Origin of the sequence: Saccharomonospora sp. NB11 (assembly GCF_015910535.1) — a bacterium.
Taxonomy (GTDB): Bacteria; Actinomycetota; Actinomycetes; order Mycobacteriales; family Pseudonocardiaceae; genus Saccharomonospora.
On the sequence record NZ_JACBJG010000007.1, the window covers coordinates 19745 to 43320 of the forward strand.

Consider the following 23576-nt stretch of genomic DNA (forward strand, 5'->3'; position numbering starts at 1 on the left):
TCGGGGCACGCGCGGAGAAACGGACCGTGACGCCCGTGACGTGCACATGTGGGCCGGTCCGTAGGCTGGTCGCGTGAGTGACTCCCCGGACAAGGCAGCGCGCACCGAGCCCACCGAGGACTCCGCCCGACCGGCCGTCGGCACGCTCGGGCACAGCGGGGGAACAGAAGCCACGTCGGAGCGGGCACGGCGGAATCGGCGCCGGCTCAGCAGACGCGGCTGGACCATGCTGGCCAGCGGTGTCCTCGTGATCACGTTCGCGCTGGTGGGGGCCTTCGTGCGGGTTCCCTACGTCGCTCTGGGGCCGGGGCCGACGTACGACACGCTCGGGGCGGTCGACGGCACCGAGGTCATCCGGATCGACGGCGAGCGGACGTATCCCACCGGCGGTGAGCTGCGGATGACCACGGTCGCGCTCAACGACAACATGACGTTGTTCGGTGCGTTGGGCATGTGGTTGAGCGGACGGTACGCGCTCGCGCCTCGGGAGGAGTACTTCCGGCCCGGCCAGTCCGAGGAGGAAGTGCGTCAGGAGAACCTCCGTCAGTTCCAGGACTCGCAGAGCAACGCCGAGGTGGCGGCCCTGCGCAAGCTCGGTCACCCCGTGGAGGTCGTGGTCGACCAGGTGGTGGAGGACAGCCCCGCCGCCGACGTCCTCGAACCCGGCGACCGGATCGTCGAGGTCGACGGCACCGAGGTGGCCGACTCGGACGCGGTGCGGGAGGTGCTGGGCAAGACCCGCCCCGGACAGACGGTGTCGGTGACCTTCCAACGCGGTGATGACGTCGAGCGCACGGAGAAGGTGACGCTGGCTCAGCACCCCGAGGCGTCGTTCGGGTTTCTGGGAATCCAGCCCACCGACAACGTCGACGTCCCGTTCGACGTGGAGATCGCGCTGGAGGACGTCGGTGGGCCCTCCGCAGGCCTGATGTTCACGCTCGCGATCGTGGACGAGCTCACGCCGGGCCAGTTGACCGGAGGCAAGCACATCGCGGGGACGGGAACGATCGACGCGAAGGGCAACGTCGGCCCGATCGGAGGCATCCCGTTCAAGCTCGTGGCCGCGCACGAGGCCGGGGCGACCGTCTTCCTCGTGCCCGAGGACAACTGCGGTGAGGCTGTGGCCGCCGCCCCGGAGGGCCTCACTCTCGTGCGGGTCGCCACGTTGGACGACGCGATCGAGGCGTTGGAGGCGCTGGCCGACGACCGGCCGGTCACCACGTGCGGGCAGTGAGCGGCCACCAGGCGCGCGGTCCGGCCGCCGACCGTTCGTCGACCTGCCGACGGACCGCGCGCCCGTGATCGTCAGGGCTGCAGTGTCGCTCGCAGTGCCTCGATGAGGTTGGGTGCGAGGTCGGGGCTTTCGACGAGCTCGTCGGGAGCGTCGGGATCGTCGCTGCCGGGCGCTCCGCCGCGCAGTCGCATCACGCAGGAGGCCGTGCCCTCGCGGAGGACGGCGGCCACGATTCGGGCCTCCGTGCGACGCGGGTGATCGGCCGCTGCCTGACGGAGGCGGTCGAGGTCCTCGGTGCTGACGTCGCCCTCGGCGCCCGCGAGGTCGGGCAGCTCCGACTCCGCGTCGGGCGGGAGCACGATGATCTCCTGGGCGAGTGCGCAGCCGTGCACGGCCTCGGGCCAGGCGATCCGGCCGAGCGCCTCCGCGAGGTCGCCGTCGGGCAACGCGTCCTGTGCGACCGGGGTGAACTCGCTGTCCTGGTCGAGCTGGTCGGCGAGTTCGGGCTGTTCGCGCAGGATGTCCGCCGTCGGCACCAGGGCGAACAGCTGCGGCTGTTGGTCCCAGCCTCCGCTCGCGACGAACTCCTCGACCTCACGGGCCAACGCGGCTACTCTTCCGGGACCTGCCGGGTTCTCGCTCTCCGTCATGGAGCCATCCTGGCAGGTCGCGGGCGGGCTCCTGCGCGGCGCCCGATTTGGGGGGCTTCGGGAACTCAGGTCGCGGTCCGTACAGTTACATAAAAGGGACGCTCGCAGGTCCGCGCCCTGACAACGACAGTCTTGACCACGGGGAGTGTGCGTAGTGGCCACCCGGCCCCCAGCCAGCCTGCCGAAACTCTCTCGGCGAGCCCGCGTGCTGCTGATCATCGCGGCCGTCATCGTTCTTCTGCTCCTGCTCGGTGCCCGCTTGCTGGACACGTACGTGGACTGGCTGTGGTACGGCGAGGTGGAGGCGCGCAACGTCTTCACCACGGTGCTGCTCACGCGCGTGGCGTTGTTCTTCGGCACGGGCATCCTGGTGGGCGGTCTGCTCGGGCTGAGCCTGTGGTTGGCGTACCGCACGCGTCCGGTGTTCGTGCCGGTGTCGAGCACCGACGACCCGCTGGCGCGGTACCGGACCGTCATCGCGGCGCGCACGAAGCTCTTCGGCATCGGCATCCCGGTCGCCACCGGCCTCATCGCGGGCGTGAGCGGCCAGAGCAACTGGGAAGTCGTGCAGATGTGGCTGAACGGCACCGAGTTCAACAGGACGGACCCGGTGTTCGGCAAGGACGCGAGCTTCTACACGTTCGACCTGCCGTTCTACGGCTGGTTGCTCGGCTGGGTCTTCGTGGCCCTGGTCGTGTCGTTCTTCGGTGCCGCCATCACGCACTACCTGTTCGGTGGCATCCGGCTCGCCGGTCGTGGTGGTCAGGTGTCGAGCGCGGCGCGCGTGCACCTGCTCGTGCTCGTCGGTGTGTTCGTGCTGTTCAAGGCCCTGGAGTACTTCCTCGACCGGTACCAGCTCCTGCAGTCCGGGCGTAACGACCTCTTCACCGGTGCCGCCTACACCGACCTGCACGCGGCCATGCCGGCGAAGCTGATCCTGCTGTGCATTTCGGTGCTGTGTGCCATCGCGTTCTTCGCGGGTGCGTTCCTGCGCAACATCCAGCTCCCGGCCATCGCGCTCGTGCTGCTGTTGCTGTCCGGGTTGATCCTGGGTGTCGCGTGGCCCGCGGTGCTGGAGCAGTTCTCCGTGCGGCCGAACGCGAACGAGAAGGAAGCCCAGTCGATCGAGTACAACATGGAGGCGACGAAGTTCGCCTACCAGCTCGACCCGGACCACGTGGACCTGCGGGAGGACTACACCGGCAACACGTCCGCGTCGCCTGAGGAGATCCGGTCGGACTCGGGCACGATCCCGAACATCCGCCTGCTCGACCCCAACGTGTTGAGCTCGACCTTCACCCAGCGCGTCGGTCGGGAGAACTTCTACGGGTTCCCCAAGAAGCTCGACATCGACCGCTACACGGTGAACGGCGAGGAACAGGCCTACATCGTGGCGGCGAAGGAGATCAACACCAACGGTCTGGCGGAGAACCAGCAGACCTGGATCAACCGCCACCTGGTGTACACCCACGGCAACGGCTTCGTCGCCGCTCCGGGCAACACGATCGACCGCGCTCTCGAGGACGCCAACAGCGACGGCGGTTACCCGCTCGCCCGCACGAGCGACACCCAGAACCCCGAGGGCGCCGGTATCCGCGTCGACGAGCCGCGCATCTACTACGGCGAACTGGCCCTGGACTACGCGATCGTGGGCGGCACGCCGGGGCAGGCGCCGGGTGAGTACGACACGGCCACCGACCGGAGCTACCTGTACAAGGGCAAGGGCGGCGTGCCGATCGACAACCTGTTCAACAGGTTGGTCTTCGCCGCGCAGTACGGCGAGCGCAACATCCTGTTCTCCGACCAGATCAGCGACGGCGCGAAGATCATGTACCACCGCGACCCCAGGGAGCGGGTGGAGAAGGTCGCGCCGTGGTTGACCGTCGACGGCGACCCGTATCCGGCCGTGATCGACGGGCGCATCCAGTGGATCGTCGACGGCTACACGACGCTGAACAACTTCCCGTACTCCCAGCAGACGTCGCTGGGTGGCGCCACGGAGGACTCGCTGACCGGCGTGGCTCGGCAGCAGGACAACCGGATCAACTACATCCGCAACTCCGTCAAGGCCACCGTCGACGCGTTCGACGGCACGGTGACCCTGTACGAGATGGACGAGAACGACCCGGTTCTCAAGACGTGGATGAAGACGTTCCCGGGGCTGGTCGAGCCGAACGAGAAGATCAGCGACGAGCTGCGGGCGCACCTGCGATACCCGGAGGACATGTTCAAGGTCCAGCGCGAGCTGTTGACGAAGTACCACGTCAAGAACGCGCAGGAGTTCTACTCGACCCAGACCTTCTGGAACGTCCCGCAGGACCCGACCAAGGAAGGCGGGCTCGACCCGAACTCCGACACGGCCAACCAGCCGCCGTACTACATCTACGCGCAGTCGCCGGGACAAGACAAGCCGACGTTCCAGATCACCAGCGCGTTGACGCCGCTGGCACGTCAGTACCTGGCGGCGTGGGTGACGGTGTCCTCCGATCCGCAGGACTACGGCAAGATGACGGTGCTCAAGCTGCCCACGGGCGGTGGGCAGCAGTTGGAAGGCCCGGTGCAGGTCCAGAACGCCTTCCAGAGCAACCCGAAGTTCACCCAGGACCGGACACTGCTGGGCAACCAGAGCGTCGACATCATCTACGGCAACCTGCTGACGTTGCCGGTCGCGGGTGGCTTCCTCTACGTCGAGCCGGTCTACATCCAACAGCGGAACGCGCAGAGCTATCCGCAGCTCGCGCGAGTGCTGGTGTCGTACGGGGGCCGCATCGGTGTCGCTTCGACGCTGAACGAGGCGTTGGACGAGGTGTTCGGTGAGGGCACCGGCGAGGCTGCCACCGGGCCGGCCGAGGACAGTGAGGGCGACGGCGCGCCCGATGACACCGAGCAACAGCAACCGCCGAACCAGGACGGCAACGAGCAGTCGACGCCGCCGCCGAGCGGTGGCACCGGCGACGCCGATGTCGATCAGGCCGTGGCGGACATCCAGGCCGCGCTGGAGAAGTTGAGGAAGGCGCAGCGCTCGGGCGACTTCGCCGCCCAGGGTGAGGCGTTGAAGGAACTCGACGACGCCGCTGCCCGCTACGAGAAGCTCACGGGGTCGGGGAACTGATCCTTGTGATCTAGGGGACACCCACTTTGCGTCGGGCCTCGCGTCTGGCGTAGAGTCGGTGTCACCGACAAGGTGAGAGCCACGGCAAACACCTTCCCGGGACCCCCCGAAAACGGGGGAAACGGGATGTGATAGAGTGGTAATCACAACGACGCGGGGTGGAGCAGCTCGGTAGCTCGCTGGGCTCATAACCCAGAGGTCGCAGGTTCGAATCCTGTCCCCGCTACCACCACACGAAGGCCCGGATCAATGATCCGGGCCTTCGTCGTGTGTTCACCCTGGTGCGCAGGGTGAACCACGTGTTCCATTGTGGACGGGTTCCTTGACCACTGTGGACAGATCCTGATTTTCGTGGCACGGTAGAGAGCGTGTCCGATTTGAACGCAACTGCCGCAGCACTGCTTGGTTTGCTCCACGACGGTCCGGCTACCGGTGGCGAACTCGTCGCGGCGGCTGAGGAACGATTCGGCACGTTCTTCAGCGTCACGAGGAGCCAGGTCTACCGGGAGCTCCCCGCCCTGCACAAGGAGGGCTACGTCCGGCTCGGCAAGCAAGGACCACGCTCGAGCCAGCAGTACGTCCTCACGGCCGCGGGCAAGAAGGCCTTCAAGGCCTGGCTGACGACGACGTCCGCACCCGATCACCTACGGAGTCCGTTGATCCTCCGCCTGGTGAACTCCGGTGTGCTGACGCCGAAGCAGCGCGCCAACCTCTTCGAGTCGGCTCGCGAGACCTACAAGGCCGAACTCGACGAGGCGAGGGCCGCGGTCAAGGCCGCCGCCGACCCGGTCGAGAAGGCGGTCGCCGAGTTCGGGCAGGCGCACGCGCGGGCGGCTCTGAAGCTGCTCGACGCCGTGTCCTCCGCTTGATACCTCGGCGCGCTCGGCGCAGCAGCACGCCGAGCGAACACGGGTACGGCGAGTCGAAGCGACCGCCCGGGAAGCGGTCGCTCGATTTGCCGTAACCTTGTGTTTTGTGAGTGTCGACTTCGAAGCTGCGCTGAACGACCTCGGCGGCAAGCTGGCCCAGATCGAGGCCGTGATGGATCTGGACTCGCTCCGCAAGGAGGTCGCCGAGCTGGAGGAGGAAGCCGCCCGACCCGATCTCTGGAACGATCCGGAGGTCGCGCAGAAGGTGACGAGCCAGCTCTCCCACAAGCAGGCGTCCTTGCGCAAGGTCAGTGAACTGCGTCAGCGCGTCGACGACCTCGCCGTGCTGTTCGAGCTGGCGGAGGCGGAGGGCGACACGGCCAGTCGCTCCGAGGCGGAGTCCGACCTCGCGACGCTGTCCCGGGAGATCGACGCACTCGAGGTGCGCACTCTGCTGTCGGGCGAGTACGACGAGCGCAACGCCGTCGTGACCATCCGGTCGGAGGCCGGCGGGGTGGACGCGGCCGACTGGGCGGAGATGCTGCTCCGGATGTACCTGCGGTGGGCCGAGCGTCACGACTACCCGACGCAGGTCTACGACATCTCCTACGCCGAGGAAGCCGGCATCCGGTCCGCGACGTTCAAGGTCAGCGGGCCGTACCTCTACGGAACGCTCTCCGTCGAACAGGGCACCCATCGGCTCGTCCGGATCTCGCCGTTCGACAACCAGAGCCGACGGCAGACGTCGTTCGCCCACGTCGAGGTGCTGCCCGAGGTGGAGGAGGTCGACCACGTCGAGATTCCCGAGAAGGACATCCGCGTGGACGTCTACCGCTCGTCCGGCCCCGGCGGACAGAGCGTGAACACCACCGACTCGGCCGTGCGCATCACGCACCTGCCGACCGGCATCGTCGTGTCCTGTCAGAACGAGAAGTCGCAGCTCCAGAACAAGGCGTCGGCCATGAAGGTGCTGCAGGCGAAGCTGCTCCAGCGCAAGAAGGAAGAGGAGCGCAAGGAACTCGACGCGCTCCGCGACAGTGGTTCGAGCTGGGGCAACCAGATGCGTTCGTACGTGCTGCACCCGTACCAGCTCGTGAAGGATCTGCGGACCGAGCACGAGGTGGGCAACCCGGCGGCCGTCCTGGACGGCGATCTGGACGGCTTCCTGGAGGCCGGAATCCGGTGGCGTAAGCAGCAGGCCGAGGCCGCGTAGTCAGGCCGCCCGATGTCGTGGACGGGCCGGTGGTCAACCGAGGCTTAACCGGCCCCGACGGTAGGATTGCCGACCGTGATCCGGCTTGAGAGTGTCTCCAAGGTCTACAAGACCTCGTCGCGTCCCGCGCTCGCGGACGTCTCGGTCGACGTGGACAAAGGTGAATTCGTCTTCCTTATCGGGCCCTCCGGTTCCGGGAAGTCGACGTTCCTGCGGCTGCTGCTGCGGGAGGAGGTGCCCACCCGAGGCCGGGTGATGGTGTCGAACTTCGACGTGGCCAAGCTGCCCCGGCGCCGGGTGCCCCGACTGCGGCAGACGATCGGCTGCGTCTTCCAGGACTTCCGGCTGCTCACCAACAAGACCGTCGCGGGCAACGTCGCGTTCGCGCTCGAGGTGATCGGCAAGCCGAAGAAGACCATCGACAGGGTCGTCCCCGAGGTCCTGGAGCTGGTCGGCCTGGACGGCAAGTCGGACCGGATGCCGTACGAGCTGTCCGGCGGTGAGCAGCAGCGGGTCGCGATCGCGCGGGCGTTCGTGAACCGTCCCCTCGTACTGCTCGCCGACGAGCCCACCGGGAACCTGGACCCCGACACGAGCCAGGACATCATGCTCCTGTTGGAGCGCATCAACCGCACCGGAACGACGGTGCTGATGGCCACGCACGACCACTCGATCGTCGACTCCATGCGTCGTCGGGTCGTCGAACTGGACCACGGCCAGGTGGTTCGCGACGACCGTCGCGGCGTGTACGGCGTCGGTCGCTGACGCGTCCGGCCATTCTGGCTCCTAAGCACCCCCGCCCCGCTTCCCCCGACCCAAGGACAACCCCTACCGATGCGTGCCAGCTTCGTCTTCAGCGAAGTCATCACCGGCCTCCGCCGGAACGTCACGATGACGATCGCGATGATCCTCACCACCGCCATCTCGCTCGGGATGTTCGGTGGTGGTCTGCTGTTCGTCCGCACCATCGACAAGATGAAGGCGAACTACCTCGACGACGTCCAGGTGACGATCTACCTGAACGAGGAGGTCAGCGCGAGCGACGACACGTGCTCCGGGCAGACCTGCACCACGCTGAGGCAGTCGCTGGAGACGAACCCCGGCGTCGAGTCGGTGGTGTTCGAGAACCGCGACCAGGCGTACGAGCGGTTCCAGAAGATCTTCGAGGGACAGCCGGAGCTCGTCGAGCTCGCGAGGCCGGAGTCGCTGCCGTCGTCGCTGCACGTGAAGCTCGTCAACCCCGAGCGGAGTGACGTGCTCGTGCAGGAGTACTCGGCGATGGAGGGCGTCGACCACGTCGACGACCAGAACAAGTTCCTCGAACGGTTCTTCGACATCCTCAACGCCGGTCGCAACGGGACGTTCATCATCGCGTTGATCGCGGCCCTCGCGGCCGTGCTGCTGATCGCCAACACCATCCAGGTGTCGGCGTTCACCCGCCGCACCGAGGTGGGCATCATGCGGCTCGTGGGTGCCACGCGCTGGTACACGCAGCTCCCGTTCCTCCTGGAAGCGGTGGTCGCCGGTGTGCTCGGTGCCATCATCGGGACGTCCGGCCTCATCGCGCTGAAGTACCTGGTGCTCGACTCGATCATCGAGTCGACCGGGGGCGTGATTCCGCAGTTGATGCTGGCCGACATCCTCGTGTACGCCGCGCCGATCCTGCTCGGCACGTCGGTGCTGATCTCGGCGGTGACGGGCTACACGACGTTGCGCCTGTACGTGCGGCACTAATTCGGTCGGGAACATTGTCGGCGGGAAGATACAGTCGAGGTATGGCGAAGGAAGTCGGTCAGAAGGTGATCGCGTCGAACCGGCGTGCCCGGCACGACTACACGATCATCGACACCTACGAGGCCGGAGTGGCGCTCGTGGGTACGGAGGTGAAGAGCCTGCGTGCGGGCAAGGCGTCCCTGGCCGACTCGTTCGCGACCGTGGACGACGGCGAGGTGTTCCTGCGGGGCCTGCACATTCCCGAGTACTCGCACGGCACGTGGACCAACCACGAGCCGCGGCGGACGCGCAAGCTGCTGCTGCACCGCAAGGAGATCGAGAAGCTCATCGGCAAGACCAAGGAGTCGGGCCTGAGCCTGGTGCCGCTGTCGCTGTACTTCAAGAACGGCAAGGTCAAGGTCGAGCTGGCGCTGGCGAAGGGCCGCAAGGCCCACGACAAGCGGCAGGCCATCGCCAAGCGCGACGCGCAGCGTGAGATGGCACGCGCGATGGGGCGGGCGGCGAAGGGCAAGTATCGCCGTTGAGTGCCGACGTCGATCACCACGGACCCGGTCCGCGGTCCGACGCGGACGTGGCGGACTGGGTCCGCGGACTCGGCCTCGACGGCATCGTCGACCTTCACGTGCACTTCCTGCCCGAGCGGGTGCTGCACAAGGTGTGGGCGTACTTCGACGCCGCCGAGCGGCACTACGGGATGGCCTGGCCCATCCGGTACCGCCTGCCGCAGCCGGACCGCGTGGAACTGCTGCGGTCGTTCGGGGTGCGGACGTTCGCGCCGCTGGTGTACCCGCACAAGCCGGACATGGCCGAGTGGTTGAACGCGTGGGCGCTGCGGTTCGCGGCGGACGTGCCGGAGGCGGTTCCCACCGCGACGCTCTTCCCCGAACCGGCCGTGGCGCGGTACACGGAGGACGCGCTCGCCGCAGGGGCGCGGTGTTTCAAGGCTCACGTGCAGGTGGGCGCCTACGACCCCCGGGACGGGGCGCTCGACGAGGCCTGGGGCGTGATCGCCGACGCCGGGGTTCCCGTGGTGGTGCACTGCGGCCACGGCCCGCTGCGGGGTGAGCACACCGGCATCGGGGTCTTCGAGCAGGTGTTGCGACGGCATCCCCGGCTGGTGACGGTGCTCGCGCACGCGGGGATGCCCGAGTACGACGACGCGTTCGCGCTGGTGCAGCGGTATCCGAACGTCCACCTCGACACGACGATGGTCGGCGTGCCGTTCACCGAGGACGTCATGCCGCTGCCTCGGGACTGGCCGAGTCGGCTCGTCGACGTCGCCGACCGCGTCGTGTTGGGGACGGACTTCCCGAACATCCCGTACTCGTACGCCACCCAGTTGCAGGCCGTCGCCGGTTGGGCGGAGGCCGATTCCCGGCTGGGCACCGTGTTCCTGCGAGCTGTGCTGCACGACACCCCCTCGCGGCTGCTCACGCCGAGGTGACCGCGCGGGCCGGGACCCGGGTGAGGGCGTAGGCGCCGCAGAGCAGGGCGATCCAGGGCCATGGAGCGGCGGCGAATCCCGTGGCGGCGAGGGCGAGAGTGCCCGTGGCGCCGCACAGTGCCGCGACACAGAGTCGGGCCGAGGACGGCGGAGACACGGCGGGGGAGGGGACCGGTCGCATTTCGAACCGGGCGAACGCCCGCAGCAGCAGCGTGAGGATCGCGCCTGCCGAGAGCAGCCAGCCCGGGACGGTGGCGAGCCACATGACCGTGCCGGGAGCCGGTGTCGCGTAGCCGAGCCCGACCACGGTCACTCCGCTGAGGACGATGAGGGCGGGCATGTGCCACAGGTAGACGCTCATGAAGCGCGGGCCGAGCCAGCCGAGTGCCGCGGCGACGGTGGGTCGTTCGGACCACGCGATCAACGCGTCACGCGCGGCGAGGACGAGACCGACCTGACCGAGCGCGAGGGTGACGAGCACGGCCGCCGGAGGGCTCATGTTGGACATCGGTGCTCCGGGCATGCCGATCATGCTCTCCGCGTACGGGCCGAATCCGACGAGCAGTGCGGTGGCGGTGAACCCGGCCGCCGACAGTGCCAACGCGCCGCGTCGGGAGAGCCGCCGCAACGTCCCGTCCGCGTAGAAGAACCCGAGCTGGTGCACGGCGAACCACACGAACACCGCGTTGACGTAGCCGACATAGTCGACGCCGCTGAAGCGGGCGAGGTCCACCAGCACGGCGAGGCCCGCGAGCCCGAGCGGCACGGCCCAGCGCAGTCGCCGGTGCGCGGCGGCGAGCAGCGGAGTGGCGAGCACGGTGAGCAGGTAGACGCCGAGGAACCACAACAACTGCGCCGACAGCGCTCCGGCCAGCTCCACGGGTTGTTCGGGCAGGCCCAGCGTGCGCAGGAGGGGCGGAGCGGCGACTCCGACGGCGAGCAGCGGCAGCACCGGCAGCAGGAGTCGGGTCAGGCGCGCCGAGAGCCACGCCTTCGCGTCGCCGCCGCGGGTCAGCGAGAGGTAGTTCGCGCCTCCGCCCGCGAAGAACACGAGCGGCATCACCTGCGACAGCCAGGTCACCACCCACCAGCCGGGGGTGGCCAGCGCGTTGCCCGTCGTCAGGCGGCCGTCGGTGTACGCGAGCACCGGCATGGTCCAGTGCTGGGCGACCACGGCCACGATCGCCAGTGAGCGCACGACGTCGAGGAAACGGTCTCGGGTGCGGGCGGAAGTCGTCGGTCTCGGCAGGCTCAGCGTCATGACTCGATCGTCGTGTTCGATCGGTCGTGACACAGCGGTGCGAGCTGGTGTCTTCGTGGTGGGGGCAGCCCCACCGGCGTGGTGGGGCAGACCCGTGTCGGTCCGATAGGGACAGATCAGTGTGGACGCCGAGAGGTGGCGGGAACGGCGACGTCGCGAGGATTCAGCGCCCGAGGTAGGTCAACACGGCTCGCACACGACGGTGCTCGGTCTCGCCCGCTTCGAGACCGAGCTTGGCGAAGATGTTGCCGATGTGCTTCTCGACGGCGCCGTGCGACACGACGAGCCTGCCGGCGATGGCGCTGTTCGTGAGTCCCTGCGCCATGAGGCCGAGAACCTCGGACTCGCGTGGGGTCAACGAGCGCAACGGGTCGGCTCGCTTGCGGGCCATGAGCTGGCTGATCACCTCGGGGTCGATCGCCGTGCCCCCGGCAGCCACCCGGCGCACGGCGTCGAGGAATTCCGCCACGTCGGCCACCCGTTCCTTCAACAGGTAACCCACGCCGCCCGCGCCCCCGGAGAGCAGTTCGACCGCGTACGTCTCCTCGACGTACTGCGAGAGCACGAGGACGGGCAGGCCCGGGACGTGTCGACGAGCGTCCAGTGCCGCGCGGAGTCCCTCGTCGGTGAAGGTCGGCGGCATGCGCACGTCCACGATCGCGAGGTCGGGACGGTGCTCCTTGGCGGCGGTGACGAGGTCGTCCCCGTTGTCCACGGCGGCCACCGTCTCGACGCCGTCGTCGGCGAGCAGCCGCTGCACCCCCTCCCGCAACAGGACGGCGTCCTCCGCGATGACCACTCGCATGCCCACTCCCCAGTCGTCCGGCTCCCCCTCACCACGTGCACGGCAGCACCGCTCGGACGACGGTCGGGCCACCCGACGGGCTGACGACGGTGACGGTGCCGTCTATGGTCGCAGCCCGGTCGGCCAGTCCGGAGAGGCCACCTCCCGGGCGGAGCTCGGCGCCACCGCGTCCGTCGTCGGTGACCTCCACGACCACGGTGTCGTCCTCGCGGTGAACCCGCACCCAGGCCTGGTCGGCGCCGGAGTGCTTGGCGACGTTGGTGAGCGACTCGCCCACGATGAAGTACGCCGTCGTCTCCACCGCCGCGGGTGGTCGGGGATCGACGTCGACCGACACCTCCACCGGAACGGGTGACTTGGCGGCCTGCGCGGACAGTGCCGCGTCGAGGCCGCGGTCGGCGAGCACGGCGGGGTAGATGCCGCGGGCGAGGTCACGCAGTTCCGACACGGCGAGCTTCGCGTCGGTGTGGGCCTCCTCGATCAGCTCCCGCAAGGCGGCGCTGTCGGTGCCGTCGTCGACGCGCGCCTTGGCTCGTCCCAGCGTCATGGCCACCGAGACCAGACGTTGTTGCGCGCCGTCGTGGAGATCGCGTTCGATGCGGCGACGTTCGGCCTCGGCCGCGTCGACACCGCGGGCCCGCGACGCCTGGAGCTGTTGTGCGCGAGCCTCCGCCCTCCGGGCCTTCGGCGGTCCCAGGAGTGTCTTCGCGAGTTGCGCGTGCAGCCACCCCAGTGCGGGAACGACCCAGATCGTCACCGGAACGAGGACGACGGCGACGAGCCCGACCGCGAACTCCACCACGCTGATCGGGAACGACAACAGCAGATACGCCGTGTCGCGCCACATCGTCGGGTCGGTCGCGCGCGTCCGCCACCGGCTGGCCCAGTTGCCGGAGCTGCTCGCCCGTTGCGCGTCCGGCACATCGACGTCCAGCGTCCACCGCACCCAGGTGCGTTCCAGGTCGCCGAAGGCGCGGGCGAGCCACATCGTCGCCGCGAGGATCGGCAGACCGACCCAGATCACGACCGTGGCGATCCCGACCAGTGCCCCGCAGATCAGGAGCACGAACTGCACGATCCGCAGGGGGAAGCTCGCGACCAGGAAGAGCTCGATGCGCAGGACACGGGCCCAGCCCGGACGCTCGGGGTGACGCGCGGACTCTTCGTTCGCCATGCGCATATTCTCCGACGTCATCCGTGCACCGGAAGGGCCGTGGTGGCCTCGTCGAGCTCGCGCATCCTCGCGCGAGTCGGACCGAGCATCACCTGCACGAACCGGCCGTGGGCCGCTCCCAACCCGCGGGTCAGCGCCGCCGTGCCCACCAGGAACAGCAGTCCGAGGAGCGACCACGGCAGTGCCGTCCACACGGAGTCCACCGTCAGCAGCTCGCCCTCGGGGAAGGGGAAGTGCCACACACCGCCCGGGAGCCGGTGGTAGTAGATCGGCAACGCCAGCAGGGCAAGCGAGACGCTCCAGGTCGCCACCATGAGCACGAACTCGACGGTCCCCACCGGGAGCAGCAGGAGCAGGTAGGCGTACTCGCGCCAGGTCGCCGAATCGGCGAGCCGAGTCCGCCACCGCTGTTCCAGGTCGACGTCGCCCAGCGGGCGGGTCGCCTTCGGGACGTAGGTGCGAAGGAGCGCGTAGGTGCGGGCGCGTTCCAGCGTCGCGGTGGCCCGGGTCAGCAGCACCACGATCGCGAGAATCGGCAGACCGACCCAGACGATCGCCGTGCCGACCCCGGCGACCGTCAGCGGCACCAGCACCACGAAGGCGGCGAGCCCCAGGGGGAAGCTCAGCATCAGGTAGGCGAGCGCTCCCGCCACCGACGGACGTGGCCGCACGCCTCCGTCGTCGCCGAACTGCTCGTGTGGCGCTACGCCAGCCATGACACCGTCCTTTCCTCGACTGTGCCCAGCATCGACGAGCGGCATCCGCTCGACCATCAGGCCAACCGGCTTCGTCGGGGTAGGGCTGTCCCCACCCCGGTCCGGGTGCCGGGGCTGCCCGTGGGAATTAACGGCTTGCGGGTCGCGTTATCCTGGGTGCAGCGATCGATGATCGACCCGACGAGGGGGTGAACGGTTTCGACTCTGGACGTTGATTCAGGGGAAGCGTGTCGGTGCAGGCAACGACCACCGCAAGCGTCGTCGCAACTAAATCAAGCGCCAAGACGAACAGTCAGCGCGACTTCGCCCTCGCCGCCTGAGCGACGGTGAAGTCTGTCGGCCCGGGGGCGCCTCCGCCCCGGTTTGCCGGCATCAGCTAGGAGGCTCACCGCCGGTTCCGGCCACGGGAACCGGTTGGGAAGCAAACAGTGGCTGGGCCCGTCACACCGGCTTGTTCGCGTGACCGGTGGGGCCGAGTAGAGGCACAGCGAACTGCGCACGGAGAAGCCCTGGAGAGGCGACAGAGGACCCGGGTTCGATTCCCGGCACCTCCACCGAGACCGGATGGGCCACCCACATGGGTGGCCCATCGTCGTTTCCGGGGTACGTCGCCCCGCGGCCTGCTCATCGAGCGGCGGACGGCGTCGGGAGGTCGACCGTTTCGGCTCGTACCAGGACGGCAAGCCTGCGACTGGTTGCGAAGGAGGCACGGATGACCGCTCACCCGTCGGGCCGGGTCAAGGACGAGAACGACAACCTGATCAGCGTGCTCCAGGCGTCGCTGGAGTACGCCTGGCAGATGGAGACCTACATCGCCGACGCCGAGCGTGAGGGTGACACCGAACTGGCCTCGTACTTCCGCCGCGTCCGGGAGAACACTTTGGCGGTCGGGGAGGAGGGCAAGCAACTCCTCGCGCACCGGCTGAGTCGCGACTGAGTGCGTCACGGGACCTCACCGGCGGAAGGACCGGCCTGCTCGGCACAATGCCGCGCATGGACTCGGTCGGCCTGCGCACCCGTGCTTCCGCCACCTGGGCCGTGGACGTCGCGATGCTGGCGCTCGCGCTGGTCTCGGTGGGGCTGCTCACGTACGTGACGTTCTTCGACGTCGACGAGGAGGCCGCGACGGTCGTCTTCGTGGTCGACGCGGTGGTGTGCGGCGTGTTCGCCGTGGAGTTCCTGTGGCGGTGGCGTGCGGCGGGCTGGACCGGTCGGTTCCCGCTCCGGCACTGGTACGAGGTCCTCGGCATGATCCCCCTCGCGCATCCGGCGTTGCGAGGGTTCCGGCTGCTGCGCGTCGTCGCCGTGATCTCCCGGCTCGCGCGCACCACCGACCGCGTCCTCGGGGAGCGGGCGACCCAGCGGCTCGTCGAGCGCTTCTCGCGGCCCATCGTCGCGGCCATCAAGAAGCCCGTGACCGTGGCCGTGCTGGACGAGGTGGCGAAGGTGCTGGAGACCGGGCGGTACCCGCACAACATCGCGCGGTCGGTCGACGAGCATCGTGAGCTCCTCCGCGATCTGGTGACGGAGAAGGTGAAGAACGACCCGCAGGCGGGCAAGCTCTCGCGACTGCCGTTCGGTGAGGACGTGCTCCGGTCCGTCGTGGACACGACCATCCGGGTGATCCTCGACGTATTGACCGATCCGCGCGCGGACGTGTTCTTCACCCACGCGGTGCGGGAGAACCAGAGGCAGATCCGGAGCGCCGTGGCCTCGGGCCTGCACGAGCGTGATGCCTGACTCCCGGGCGTGTCCGCGAGCTGCGCACGCGTCTTCGCGTCGCACGTTGCGGGCATGCGTGCCTGCGTCGCGGGCATGCGTGCGGGGGTCAGCGGCGGCGGGTCGTGCGACGGGTCGGTTCGGCCGTGAGGGGGTCGGCGGGCCAGGGGTGTTTCGGATAGCGGCCACGGAGTTCCGCGCGGACGGAGGCGTAGCCGTTGTGCCAGAACGACTCCAGATCGGACGTCACGGCAGCCGGTCGCCCGGCGGGCGACAGCAGGTGCAGCACCACGGGCACGGTGCCGTCGACGATCCTCGGGGTGGCGCGCCACCCGAACGTCTCCTGCAGCTTCACCGCGAGCACGGGTTCGGCGCCGGAGTAGTCGACCCGAATGCGTGAGCCCGAGGGCACGTCGAGGCGCTCCGGGGCGAGTTCGTCGAGTCGGGCCGCCTCCGGCCACGGCAGCATCCGTCGGAGCGCTGCCACGGTGTCGACGGTCGCGAGGTCGGCTCTGCGGCGAGCGGTGTCGAGTTCCGGGGCGAGCCAGAAGTCGACGTCGGCGAGCAGCGCCTCGTCCGACACGGCGGGCCAGGGCGCGCCCCGGCGTTCGTGGAGGAACGCCAGACGGTGCCGCAGGCGTACGGCCTCGTCGGGCCAGGGAAGCAGCCGCAGCCCTTCCTTCCTCAGCCCGTCGGTCAGCGCCGCCCGCACGGCCCTCGGATCGGGGTCGGGAAGAGGCCGTTCGGACAGGGTCACGGCACCGAGCCGCCGCACCCGCCGCGCGACGACGTCACCGTCCGACCACACGACCTCGTCGGTCTCGTCGACCAACGTCGCGCCCGCCCGTAGGGCGAGGTCCTCGTCGGCGGGCGTGGCCAGCCGGACGATGCCGTGGGCGCGTCCCGGTTCCCGCGTCGCCTCCGCCACCGCCAACCACTCGCTGTTCGCGAGCCCGCTGCGCGGCGGAACCTCCACGGCCGTTCCACCGGCCATCAGGTACACGGGCGCGGCACCGGGTCGGCGGCGGGCGAGCCGCTCCGGGTAGGCGAGCGCGACCACCGCGGCGGGATCGGGACGCGAGTCGGACGCGGTCGTGGCGGTGTCACCGTCGCGGAGCAGCGCGGTGAGGCGGGACACCTCGCGTCGCCACCGCCTCGCGGCGGCGTCCTGTGCGCGACGAAGGTGGGCGAGTTCGGCGGTCAGGTCGGTCTGTCGGGCACCGGCGTCGAGCAGCGCCACGACCTCCGCCGCCACCCGGGGACCCGTCTCGGCGGCCCCGTCGAGCAGGGCGCGCGCGAGTCGCGGGTGCAGGCCGACCGAGGTCATTCGCCGCCCGCGTGCGGTGGGTCGCCCGTCGGGCTCCACCGCTCCCAGCGTCTCCAGCAGGGTCCGGCCTGCGCCGAGGGCGCCGTCCGGAGGCGGGTCCCACCACGAGAGTCCACTTCCGTCCGGGGTGGACCAACAGGCGAGTTCGAGGGCGAGCCGCGACAGGTCGGCCGTGCGGATCTCGGGCTCGGGGTACGAGGGCAGGCTCGCGTGGTTGGCCTGCGACCAGCAGCGGTACGCCACACCGGGTGCCTCGCGGCCTGCTCGCCCGGCACGCTGCTCGGCCACCGCGCGGGACACGCGCACGGTGGCGAGCCCCGGAAGCCCCCGCCGGTGGTCGACGCGCGGCACCCTGGCCAGACCCGAGTCGACCACGATCCGCACCCCCGGCACGGTGAGACTCGACTCGGCCACCGCCGTCGACAACACGACGCGCCGGCGCGGCCCCGGGGTCAACGCCGTGTCCTGCCGTTGCGGGGACAGGCGCCCGTGCAGGGGCAGGACGTCGGCGTCGAGGCCGTCGAGTCGTTCGGCGACGCGGTCGATCTCCGCGACGCCCGGGAGGAAGACGAGGACGTCGCCGTCGTGCTTCCTCAGTGCTGTGTGGACGGTCCTGGCGACGCACGTCTCGACGCGCTCACCCCGGTCGGGAGGTCGGTGCACCACCTCGACTGGGTGCAGCGGGGCCTCGGCCGTGATCACGGGGGCGTCGTCGAGAAGCGTGGCGAGTCGCTCCGCCGCCACGGTCGCCGATGTGGTGAGCAGTCGCAGGTCGTCGCGCAGGCCCGCGCGCACGTCGAGCAGCAGTGCCAACAACAGGTCGGCGTCGAGGTGGCGTTCGTGGCACTCGTCGAGCACCACCACCGCGGTGTCGGACAGCTCGGGGTCGTTCTGCAGCCGCCGCACCAGCAGGCCGGAGGTCACCACCTCGACCCGGGTGCGGGCGGAGACCTTGCGATCGCCGCGCACCGAGTAACCCACCGTCTCCCCGACGGGTTCGCCGAGCAGCGCGGCCATGCGGGAGGCGGCGGCGCGCGCGGCGAGCCTGCGAGGCTCGGCCACGACGACGCGGCGTGGTGCCGTCGACCGCCCACCGAGCCGTCTGGCGAGGTCGAGCGGGACGAGCGTGGTCTTGCCGGTGCCCGGGGGTGCCACGAGCACCGCGCTGCCGTGGGTGTCCAGCGCGGCACCCACGTCGTCCAGCACGGTGCGGACGGGGAGGTCCGGCAGCACCGCCGTGTCGAGGTTGCTCACGGGCCCTCGACCTCCGGAGGCCGCGTCACCTCGACGCCGGAGGACGCCAGGTGCCGTTCCAGCGACGCCCGCCACGAGCCCGAGTCGATCATCTTGCGGATCGCGGCGTTCACGGCCGCCCGCCCCGCGTGGTCGCCCTTCGGCAGACCGATGCCGTAGCGCTCGGTCGACCACTGCTCGCCGACGAGGCGGACGAGTTCGGGATTCCGGGCGACGTACCCGGCGAGGATGGCGGCGTCGGTGGTCACCGCGTCCACCTGGTCGGCGAGCAACGCGGTGACGCACTCGGACACCCGCGGGTACTCCTCCAGCCGCACGCTGTCGCCGAAGCGGTCCTCGACGTGTCGCGCCGAGGTCGATCCCGTGGAAGCGCACACGGTGCGGCCGGTGAGCGACTCGGGGCCGGTGATGTCGGTCGAAGTGCGGCGGATGAGCAGGTCCTGCCCCGTCTCGAAGTACGGACCCGCGAACGTCACGCGCGCGCTGCGTTCGTCGGTGATGGAGTAGGCGGCCACGACGAGATCGACGGCTCCCGTGGCGAGGGCCTCCTCGCGTTCGGCCGCGACCGTCTCCCGCCACGTGATGGCGTCCTCCGCCACCCCGAGTTCCGCCGCGACGAACCGCGCGACGTCGGCGTCGAAGCCGACGACGTCGCCGTCGACGAGGCGCTCCGACAGACCCGGTTGGTCGAAGCGGACCCCGATGGTCAACGATCCGGTGTCACTCGCCCGGGCGGTGATGGAGCCGGATGTCGCGTCGGTGGTGGCGCAGGCGGTGAGCAGAATCGTCGCCACAGCCGCGTTGACCAGGCATCCGAGCCGTCGCATCGCCGTCGCCCCTCACGATTCTCACAGGTGCGCTGGCTAGCCTAGAGGCTGTGTTCCCCTCCCGTGGACGGCTGTCGTCAGGCATCGGACTGCTCGCCAGGCTCGGACTGGCCGCTGTCTGGCTGATCTCGGGTGCGATCAAGGTCGCCGACCCGGGGCAGACGTACCTGGCCGTGCAGGCCTACGACGTGCTGCCCGACTCGCTCGTCGGCGTGGTGGCGACCGCGATGCCGCTGGCGGAACTCGTGTTCGGGGTGCTGTTGCTGCTCGGGGCGGCGACCCGGATCACCGCGGTGGCCTCCGCCGCGCTCCTGGTGGCGTTCATCGCCGCGGTGGCGCAGTCGTGGGCGCGTGGCCTCACGATCGACTGCGGGTGCTTCGGAGGCGGGGGAGAGGTGGCGCCGGGTGAGACGGCTTACCCGGAGGAGATCGCGAGGGACATCGGGTTCCTCGCATTGGCCGTGTGGTTGTCGGTGCGTCCCACCACACCGCTGTCGATCGACGGGTGGCTGCGGCGCGGGCGCGAGGCGACCGCCGCGGTGACGTCGGACGACGAGGCCGCGCGGAAGAACGAATCGAGGAAGGACTCCAGTGGGCGGAGCGGAGCGGACGGCGAGGAAACGGCGTCAACAGCAGTGGGCGGCCGGCAGGACTGACGGCGGCGCGGCCGTGGCCGCCGCGCGGCGTGGCGGTGACGGCAAGCGCATCGCCGCGATCATCGGTGTCGTCGTGGTGGTGCTCGCCGTCGTGATCGGCGGGATCGTGTGGACGAACGCCTCCAAGAACGCCACGGAGGGGCTGACGATCCAGCCGCAGACCACGCAGGCCGAGATCGCCGAGCGCCGGGACGGCGCCGTCGTCGTGCTCGGGGACGAGAACGCCCCCGTCACCATCGACGTCTACGCGGACTTCCTCTGCCCGGTGTGTGCGAACTTCGAGCAGCAGTACGGACAGCAGCTCAAGGACAAGCTGGCGGCGGGACAGGTCCAGGTGCGTCAGCACATGCTGCCGATGCTGGTGGAGCAGTCGGACCCGCCCGGGTACTCGCTGGACTCCGCCAACGCGGCGCTGCTCGCGGCGGAGGCGGGCAAGTTCCTGGAGTTCCACGACAGCCTGTTCGCCCAGCAGCCCGAGGAGGGCAAGCGGGGCTACGACAAGCAGCAGCTCATCCAGCTCGGCCGCGACCTCGGTATCACGGACCCGGCGTTCGCCGAGGGGGTTCGCAGCGGCAAGTACGACGACCTGCTGCAGCAGGAGATGAAGCGCGTCAGCGAGGACACGAGCCTGCACCGGGACTTCGGCGGCGGCAACGTCGGCTTCGGTACGCCCACCGTGGTGGTGGACGGTGAGATCGTCGACCTGTCCGACACCGGGTGGCTCGACAAGGTGGTCGCCGCCTCCTGACGGCCCCTTCGCGTGCACGCGGAGTGTCGTTACCTTTTCACTCAGGGTGCACGCTGGGGGAACCGGAGTGAGCCGGCCGCGTCGCACTCGCGCGAAGGAGGGTGAGCGTGGACGGCACACCACACGCGGGGTTCCGGGTCGAGGAAGGCACCTACGACCACTACGCCCGCAGCATCGATCCCGTGAGCGACGACGTGCGGCAGGCGGCCGACCGGCACGTGTCGCCGAACGTCGAACTCAGTGGTGACGGATTCTCCGTCATGGGCGAGGAGTCCGGGTTCTCCGACGCCTACGTCGCGCGGATGCGCGACATCCAACAGCGCCTGAGTCGTCTCGGTGGCAACTGGCAGGCGATGAGCGACGCCGCTCGTCGCACCAGTGCCAACTACGAGGCCGTCGAGTCGGAACAGCAGGGCACCATCGAGCGGCTCGGCAAGGAGCTGGCGTGACCGCGATCGCGGAGGTGACGAGGGCGGCGCTGGACCTGCTCGACGAGTTCGCGCGGCGGCTGCGCACCGACGACGCCGCGATCGACGCCGCCGCTGCGGGGCAATCGGGTCTGCGGACTGCGCTCGACGGTGTGCGGGCAACCGCCGCGTCGCAGCGGGCGATGTTGGCGGAGCGGTCGTCGGGGGTGGCCACCGACAACGCGCTGAGAACCGCGGAGAGCCTGGAGAACGAGGTCCAGGCGCTGCTCGACGAGAGCGTCGAGATCGAGAACGCCGTCGCGGAGGCGGCGGAGGTGTTGAAGGTGGGCCAGGTCGACAACGACCGGGTCCGCGAACAGATCATCCGCGAGATCGCCACGATGATGGCGGCGGTCGAGGCGGTGAAGCAGACTCCACCGGTACCGACCGGAGGCCAGGCGGCCGTACGGCAGCTCATGGTCGCGTTGCAGCGCCGGATCGCCGAGCTCATCGGCGAGTCCGCCGACATCAGCGAGCGCACGTTGTCCGCGCTGACGGGTATCGCGGGCGCGTTGGGTGCGGACAGTTCCACCACGGCGAGCAGCGCCACGACCGAGGTCTCGTCGTCGTTCAATGCGCAGGGCTCCGGCGGCGGGGGCGGCGGTGGTGGCTCCAGCGGCTCCGGTGGCTCCGGCGGGGGAAGCAGCGACAGTGGTGGAGGCACCGCCACCAAGCCGCGTCTTCCCGCGGCCGACCCGCCGCAGGCCGGCACCGGAGTGACGATCGAACTGCCGAACGGGAAGACGGTGGAGGCGCCCAACGAGACCGCGGCGAAGGCCGTGCGCGCGGCGCTCTCCCAGGTCGGAGTCCCGTACGTCACGGGTGGCACACAGCGCGGCGTGGGGCTGGACTGCAGCGGGCTGACCATGACCTCCTACGGCGAGGCCGGGCTCGAAATCCCCCGGCGTGCGCAGGACCAGACCGTGGGTGCGGAGGTGCCGTCGCAGGACCAGCTCCTGCCGGGCGACCTCGTGGTGTGGTCGGGTCACGTCGCGATGGTGATCGGGGACGGACTGATGATCGAGGCCGGTGACCCGGTGGACATCAACCCGATCCGCACCACGAACGAGGGGCAGCAGTTCATCGGCTTCTACCGGCCGACCGGGTAGGAGCGGTCGATGACGTCGCGGGACAGCACGGCGGCGGGGCCGTCGCAGGGCGAGGGGGAGTGAGGGAGTTGGACGCGCAGCACGAGGCGCAGCGCATCGAGGACCAGGTGCGGCGGACCTCGCAGCAGGCCGCCGATCGGTTCGCCCGGATGGGCACGGTGGCCGGCAAGGCCAAGTCGGGTGACGGCGCGATCGAGGTGGAGGTCGCGCCTGGCGGGCTGCTCACGGGAGTGCGGCTCACCCCCGCTGCGTTCCGGTCGGGTACCGACGCGCTGGCGGAGCAGATCGTGGCCCTGGCCCACACCGCGACCCGGCGCGCGGGGGACCGCATGTACCGGGCGTTGGCGCCGGTGCTCGGGCCCGACGGCGACGCCGCGTTGGCGTCGCTGGGCTACGAACCGCTGCCGGAGGACGAGGACGACGGCGGGGACGACGGCGGCTACAGCGTGCGGGGGAGAAGGTGAGCGTATGAGCATCGAGCACGTGCCGGTGGGTGGCGGCAGCACGCGGGACCTCATCGCGCGGGCGCGCGCCCGACAGGACGCGGTGGCGTCGGTGGAGGCGCTCATGGCCCAGGCCACGGGTACCGCACACGACGCCGACAACACCGTCGAGCTGATGGTGGACGCCCGGGGCAAGCTGCTGCGGTTGCGGCTGGCTCCGGCGGCGGCGAACTGGGGGCCGGACCGGCTGGGCTCCCTGCTCGTGGAGGTGGCGCAGGCGGCGATGCGGGAGGCCGTGCAGGCGAGCTACGACGCCGTGGCGTTGCGGCTCGGCGAGGACGTGACCTACCTCATCGAGCAGCTCTCCGGCATGCCCGCGCCTGCGCGCGACCCCGAGGCCGACCCCGGGATCACGGTGGAGGAGTTCCAGCGCCGCCGTGAGGAACGGCTGCGCGAGGCCCGGCACACGGGCGGAACCGCTGGACCGGACCGTCCCGCGCTCGCGGTCGAGGACGACGACCTCGACGACCTCGACGACTTCGACCCCGCCACCCTCCGGTCGGACAGATAGGGGACCCCCCTGCTCGGTGCCTCGCGCGGCCCTGTATAGTCAGTGCATCAACAGAACACGGGGCTATGGCGCAGCTGGTAGCGCACCTCACTGGCAGTGAGGGGGTCAGGGGTTCGAGTCCCCTTAGCTCCACGTCTGAAGGACTCTGGGCGGGTGTTCCACCACAGTGTGGAGTACCCGCCCAGAGTCTTTTTCGTCTGCGGAGTCTCCGGAGGCTACTCCGTCGTTCGGGACGCCGTCGGA

At 69.8% G+C, this 23576-nt stretch carries 23 protein-coding genes, 2 tRNA genes and 1 other RNA gene; 19 read left to right on the forward strand and 7 right to left on the reverse strand.

The annotated features are described in order from the left end of the window. Positions 1 to 73 precede the first annotated feature (73 nt). Positions 74 to 1234, forward strand: coding sequence for a PDZ domain-containing protein (locus JAV51_RS12075; protein WP_307845868.1), 1161 nt, complete (start codon positions 74 to 76; stop codon positions 1232 to 1234). A gap of 71 nt (positions 1235 to 1305) precedes the next feature. Here the strand turns inward: JAV51_RS12075 and JAV51_RS12080 are convergent, their stop codons facing one another. Beyond that, the gene (locus tag JAV51_RS12080; protein ID WP_197320795.1) at positions 1306 to 1884 is read right to left on the reverse strand and encodes a PPA1309 family protein; all 579 of its coding nucleotides are present in this window, start codon (positions 1882 to 1884) and stop codon (positions 1306 to 1308) included. A gap of 154 nt (positions 1885 to 2038) precedes the next feature. Here JAV51_RS12080 and JAV51_RS12085 point away from each other — a divergent pair, with 154 nt between their 5' ends. The 8 genes from JAV51_RS12085 (at position 2039) to JAV51_RS12120 (ending at position 10256) form a co-directional block, all read left to right on the forward strand. After that, the gene (locus JAV51_RS12085; RefSeq protein WP_197320796.1) at positions 2039 to 4996 is read left to right on the forward strand and encodes a UPF0182 family protein; all 2958 of its coding nucleotides are present in this window, start codon (positions 2039 to 2041) and stop codon (positions 4994 to 4996) included. A gap of 152 nt (positions 4997 to 5148) precedes the next feature. Further along, positions 5149 to 5225, forward strand: a tRNA-Met gene (locus JAV51_RS12090). A 139-nt stretch (positions 5226 to 5364) separates the two neighbouring features. Then, entirely contained in the window at positions 5365 to 5865 is a 501-nt protein-coding gene (locus tag JAV51_RS12095; RefSeq protein WP_197320797.1) for a PadR family transcriptional regulator, read from the forward strand. A 106-nt stretch (positions 5866 to 5971) separates the two neighbouring features. Next, positions 5972 to 7078 carry a peptide chain release factor 2 gene (gene prfB, locus JAV51_RS12100; protein ID WP_197320798.1) on the forward strand — a complete coding sequence of 369 codons (1107 nt, stop codon included), beginning with the start codon at positions 5972 to 5974 and terminating at the stop codon, positions 7076 to 7078. Positions 7079 to 7153: 75 nt separating this feature from the next. Beyond that, positions 7154 to 7843, forward strand: a complete 690-nt coding sequence (gene ftsE / locus JAV51_RS12105; protein ID WP_197320799.1) for a cell division ATP-binding protein FtsE — start codon at positions 7154 to 7156, stop codon at positions 7841 to 7843. Between the two features lie 69 nt (positions 7844 to 7912). Next, positions 7913 to 8812 carry a permease-like cell division protein FtsX gene (gene ftsX / locus JAV51_RS12110; protein WP_197320800.1) on the forward strand — a complete coding sequence of 300 codons (900 nt, stop codon included), beginning with the start codon at positions 7913 to 7915 and terminating at the stop codon, positions 8810 to 8812. A 41-nt stretch (positions 8813 to 8853) separates the two neighbouring features. Next, positions 8854 to 9336: an SsrA-binding protein SmpB gene (smpB, locus tag JAV51_RS12115; RefSeq protein ID WP_197320801.1), complete on the forward strand. Its 483-nt coding sequence runs from the start codon at positions 8854 to 8856 to the stop codon at positions 9334 to 9336. Then, a complete protein-coding gene (locus JAV51_RS12120; RefSeq protein WP_197320802.1) occupies positions 9333 to 10256 on the forward strand; it encodes an amidohydrolase family protein in 924 nt (307 codons plus the stop codon). The genes smpB and JAV51_RS12120 overlap by 4 nt, the downstream gene beginning before the upstream one ends. On the opposite strand, the gene JAV51_RS12125 is transcribed toward JAV51_RS12120, so the two are convergent. The 4 genes from JAV51_RS12125 to JAV51_RS12140 form a co-directional block, all read right to left on the reverse strand. Next, entirely contained in the window at positions 10243 to 11517 is a 1275-nt protein-coding gene (locus JAV51_RS12125) for an acyltransferase (protein WP_197320803.1), read from the reverse strand. The genes JAV51_RS12120 and JAV51_RS12125 overlap by 14 nt on opposite strands. Positions 11518 to 11680: 163 nt before the next feature. Then, positions 11681 to 12322, reverse strand: coding sequence for a response regulator transcription factor (locus JAV51_RS12130; RefSeq protein ID WP_197320804.1), 642 nt, complete (start codon positions 12320 to 12322; stop codon positions 11681 to 11683). 28 nt (positions 12323 to 12350) lie between these two features. Continuing rightward, positions 12351 to 13496: a sensor histidine kinase gene (locus JAV51_RS12135; RefSeq protein WP_374059032.1), complete on the reverse strand. Its 1146-nt coding sequence runs from the start codon at positions 13494 to 13496 to the stop codon at positions 12351 to 12353. Positions 13497 to 13513: 17 nt separating this feature from the next. Beyond that, entirely contained in the window at positions 13514 to 14212 is a 699-nt protein-coding gene (locus JAV51_RS12140) for a sensor domain-containing protein (protein ID WP_197320806.1), read from the reverse strand. 184 nt (positions 14213 to 14396) lie between these two features. On the opposite strand from JAV51_RS12140, the gene ssrA reads away from it, so the two are divergent. From ssrA to JAV51_RS12155, 3 genes are all read left to right on the forward strand, one after another. Further along, positions 14397 to 14769: a transfer-messenger RNA gene (gene ssrA / locus JAV51_RS12145) on the forward strand. Positions 14770 to 14924: 155 nt separating this feature from the next. Continuing rightward, positions 14925 to 15149, forward strand: coding sequence for a hypothetical protein (locus JAV51_RS12150; protein ID WP_197320807.1), 225 nt, complete (start codon positions 14925 to 14927; stop codon positions 15147 to 15149). Positions 15150 to 15205: 56 nt separating this feature from the next. Next, positions 15206 to 15952, forward strand: coding sequence for an ion transporter (locus JAV51_RS12155; protein ID WP_231642047.1), 747 nt, complete (start codon positions 15206 to 15208; stop codon positions 15950 to 15952). A gap of 88 nt (positions 15953 to 16040) precedes the next feature. On the opposite strand, the gene hrpB is transcribed toward JAV51_RS12155, so the two are convergent. Continuing rightward, a complete protein-coding gene (hrpB, locus tag JAV51_RS12160) occupies positions 16041 to 18512 on the reverse strand; it encodes an ATP-dependent helicase HrpB (RefSeq protein ID WP_197320808.1) in 2472 nt (823 codons plus the stop codon). Next, entirely contained in the window at positions 18509 to 19339 is an 831-nt protein-coding gene (locus JAV51_RS12165) for a glutamate ABC transporter substrate-binding protein (RefSeq protein ID WP_197320809.1), read from the reverse strand. The genes hrpB and JAV51_RS12165 overlap by 4 nt, the downstream gene beginning before the upstream one ends. Positions 19340 to 19389: 50 nt before the next feature. Here JAV51_RS12165 and JAV51_RS12170 point away from each other — a divergent pair, with 50 nt between their 5' ends. The 7 genes from JAV51_RS12170 to JAV51_RS12200 all read left to right on the forward strand — a co-directional run bounded on the left by JAV51_RS12170 (position 19390) and on the right by JAV51_RS12200 (position 23465). Then, positions 19390 to 19995: a MauE/DoxX family redox-associated membrane protein gene (locus JAV51_RS12170; RefSeq protein ID WP_197320810.1), complete on the forward strand. Its 606-nt coding sequence runs from the start codon at positions 19390 to 19392 to the stop codon at positions 19993 to 19995. Then, positions 19931 to 20743: a thioredoxin domain-containing protein gene (locus JAV51_RS12175; RefSeq protein ID WP_197320811.1), complete on the forward strand. Its 813-nt coding sequence runs from the start codon at positions 19931 to 19933 to the stop codon at positions 20741 to 20743. The genes JAV51_RS12170 and JAV51_RS12175 overlap by 65 nt, the downstream gene beginning before the upstream one ends. A 107-nt stretch (positions 20744 to 20850) precedes the next feature. Then, the gene (locus JAV51_RS12180; protein WP_197320812.1) at positions 20851 to 21192 is read left to right on the forward strand and encodes a hypothetical protein; all 342 of its coding nucleotides are present in this window, start codon (positions 20851 to 20853) and stop codon (positions 21190 to 21192) included. Continuing rightward, positions 21189 to 22319, forward strand: coding sequence for a C40 family peptidase (locus tag JAV51_RS12185; RefSeq protein ID WP_197320813.1), 1131 nt, complete (start codon positions 21189 to 21191; stop codon positions 22317 to 22319). The genes JAV51_RS12180 and JAV51_RS12185 overlap by 4 nt, the downstream gene beginning before the upstream one ends. Positions 22320 to 22378: 59 nt before the next feature. Next, on the forward strand, positions 22379 to 22783 hold the full coding sequence (locus JAV51_RS12190) for a YbaB/EbfC family nucleoid-associated protein (RefSeq protein ID WP_197320814.1): 405 nt from the start codon (positions 22379 to 22381) through the stop codon (positions 22781 to 22783). A gap of 4 nt (positions 22784 to 22787) precedes the next feature. After that, the gene (locus tag JAV51_RS12195) at positions 22788 to 23333 is read left to right on the forward strand and encodes a YbaB/EbfC family nucleoid-associated protein (RefSeq protein ID WP_197320815.1); all 546 of its coding nucleotides are present in this window, start codon (positions 22788 to 22790) and stop codon (positions 23331 to 23333) included. A 59-nt stretch (positions 23334 to 23392) separates the two neighbouring features. After that, positions 23393 to 23465 (forward strand) — tRNA-Ala (locus JAV51_RS12200). Positions 23466 to 23576 lie beyond the last annotated feature (111 nt).

Bases quoted from the DNA above. Each gene is read 5' to 3' on its own strand.
- JAV51_RS12150 (WP_197320807.1), top strand. From the start codon at position 14,925: ATGACCGCTCACCCGTCGGGCCGGGTCAAGGACGAGAACGACAACCTG.
- JAV51_RS12195 (WP_197320815.1), top strand. From the start codon at position 22,788: ATGAGCATCGAGCACGTGCCGGTGGGTGGCGGCAGCACGCGGGACCTC.
- JAV51_RS12130 (WP_197320804.1), bottom strand. From the start codon at position 12,322: ATGCGAGTGGTCATCGCGGAGGACGCCGTCCTGTTGCGGGAGGGGGTG.
- ftsX (WP_197320800.1), top strand. From the start codon at position 7,913: ATGCGTGCCAGCTTCGTCTTCAGCGAAGTCATCACCGGCCTCCGCCGG.
- JAV51_RS12140 (WP_197320806.1), bottom strand. From the start codon at position 14,212: ATGGCTGGCGTAGCGCCACACGAGCAGTTCGGCGACGACGGAGGCGTG.
- JAV51_RS12165 (WP_197320809.1), bottom strand. From the start codon at position 19,339: ATGCGACGGCTCGGATGCCTGGTCAACGCGGCTGTGGCGACGATTCTG.
- JAV51_RS12080 (WP_197320795.1), bottom strand. From the start codon at position 1,884: ATGACGGAGAGCGAGAACCCGGCAGGTCCCGGAAGAGTAGCCGCGTTG.
- JAV51_RS12125 (WP_197320803.1), bottom strand. From the start codon at position 11,517: ATGACGCTGAGCCTGCCGAGACCGACGACTTCCGCCCGCACCCGAGAC.
- JAV51_RS12155 (WP_231642047.1), top strand. From the start codon at position 15,206: ATGGACTCGGTCGGCCTGCGCACCCGTGCTTCCGCCACCTGGGCCGTG.
- smpB (WP_197320801.1), top strand. From the start codon at position 8,854: ATGGCGAAGGAAGTCGGTCAGAAGGTGATCGCGTCGAACCGGCGTGCC.
- JAV51_RS12135 (WP_374059032.1), bottom strand. From the start codon at position 13,496: ATGGCGAACGAAGAGTCCGCGCGTCACCCCGAGCGTCCGGGCTGGGCC.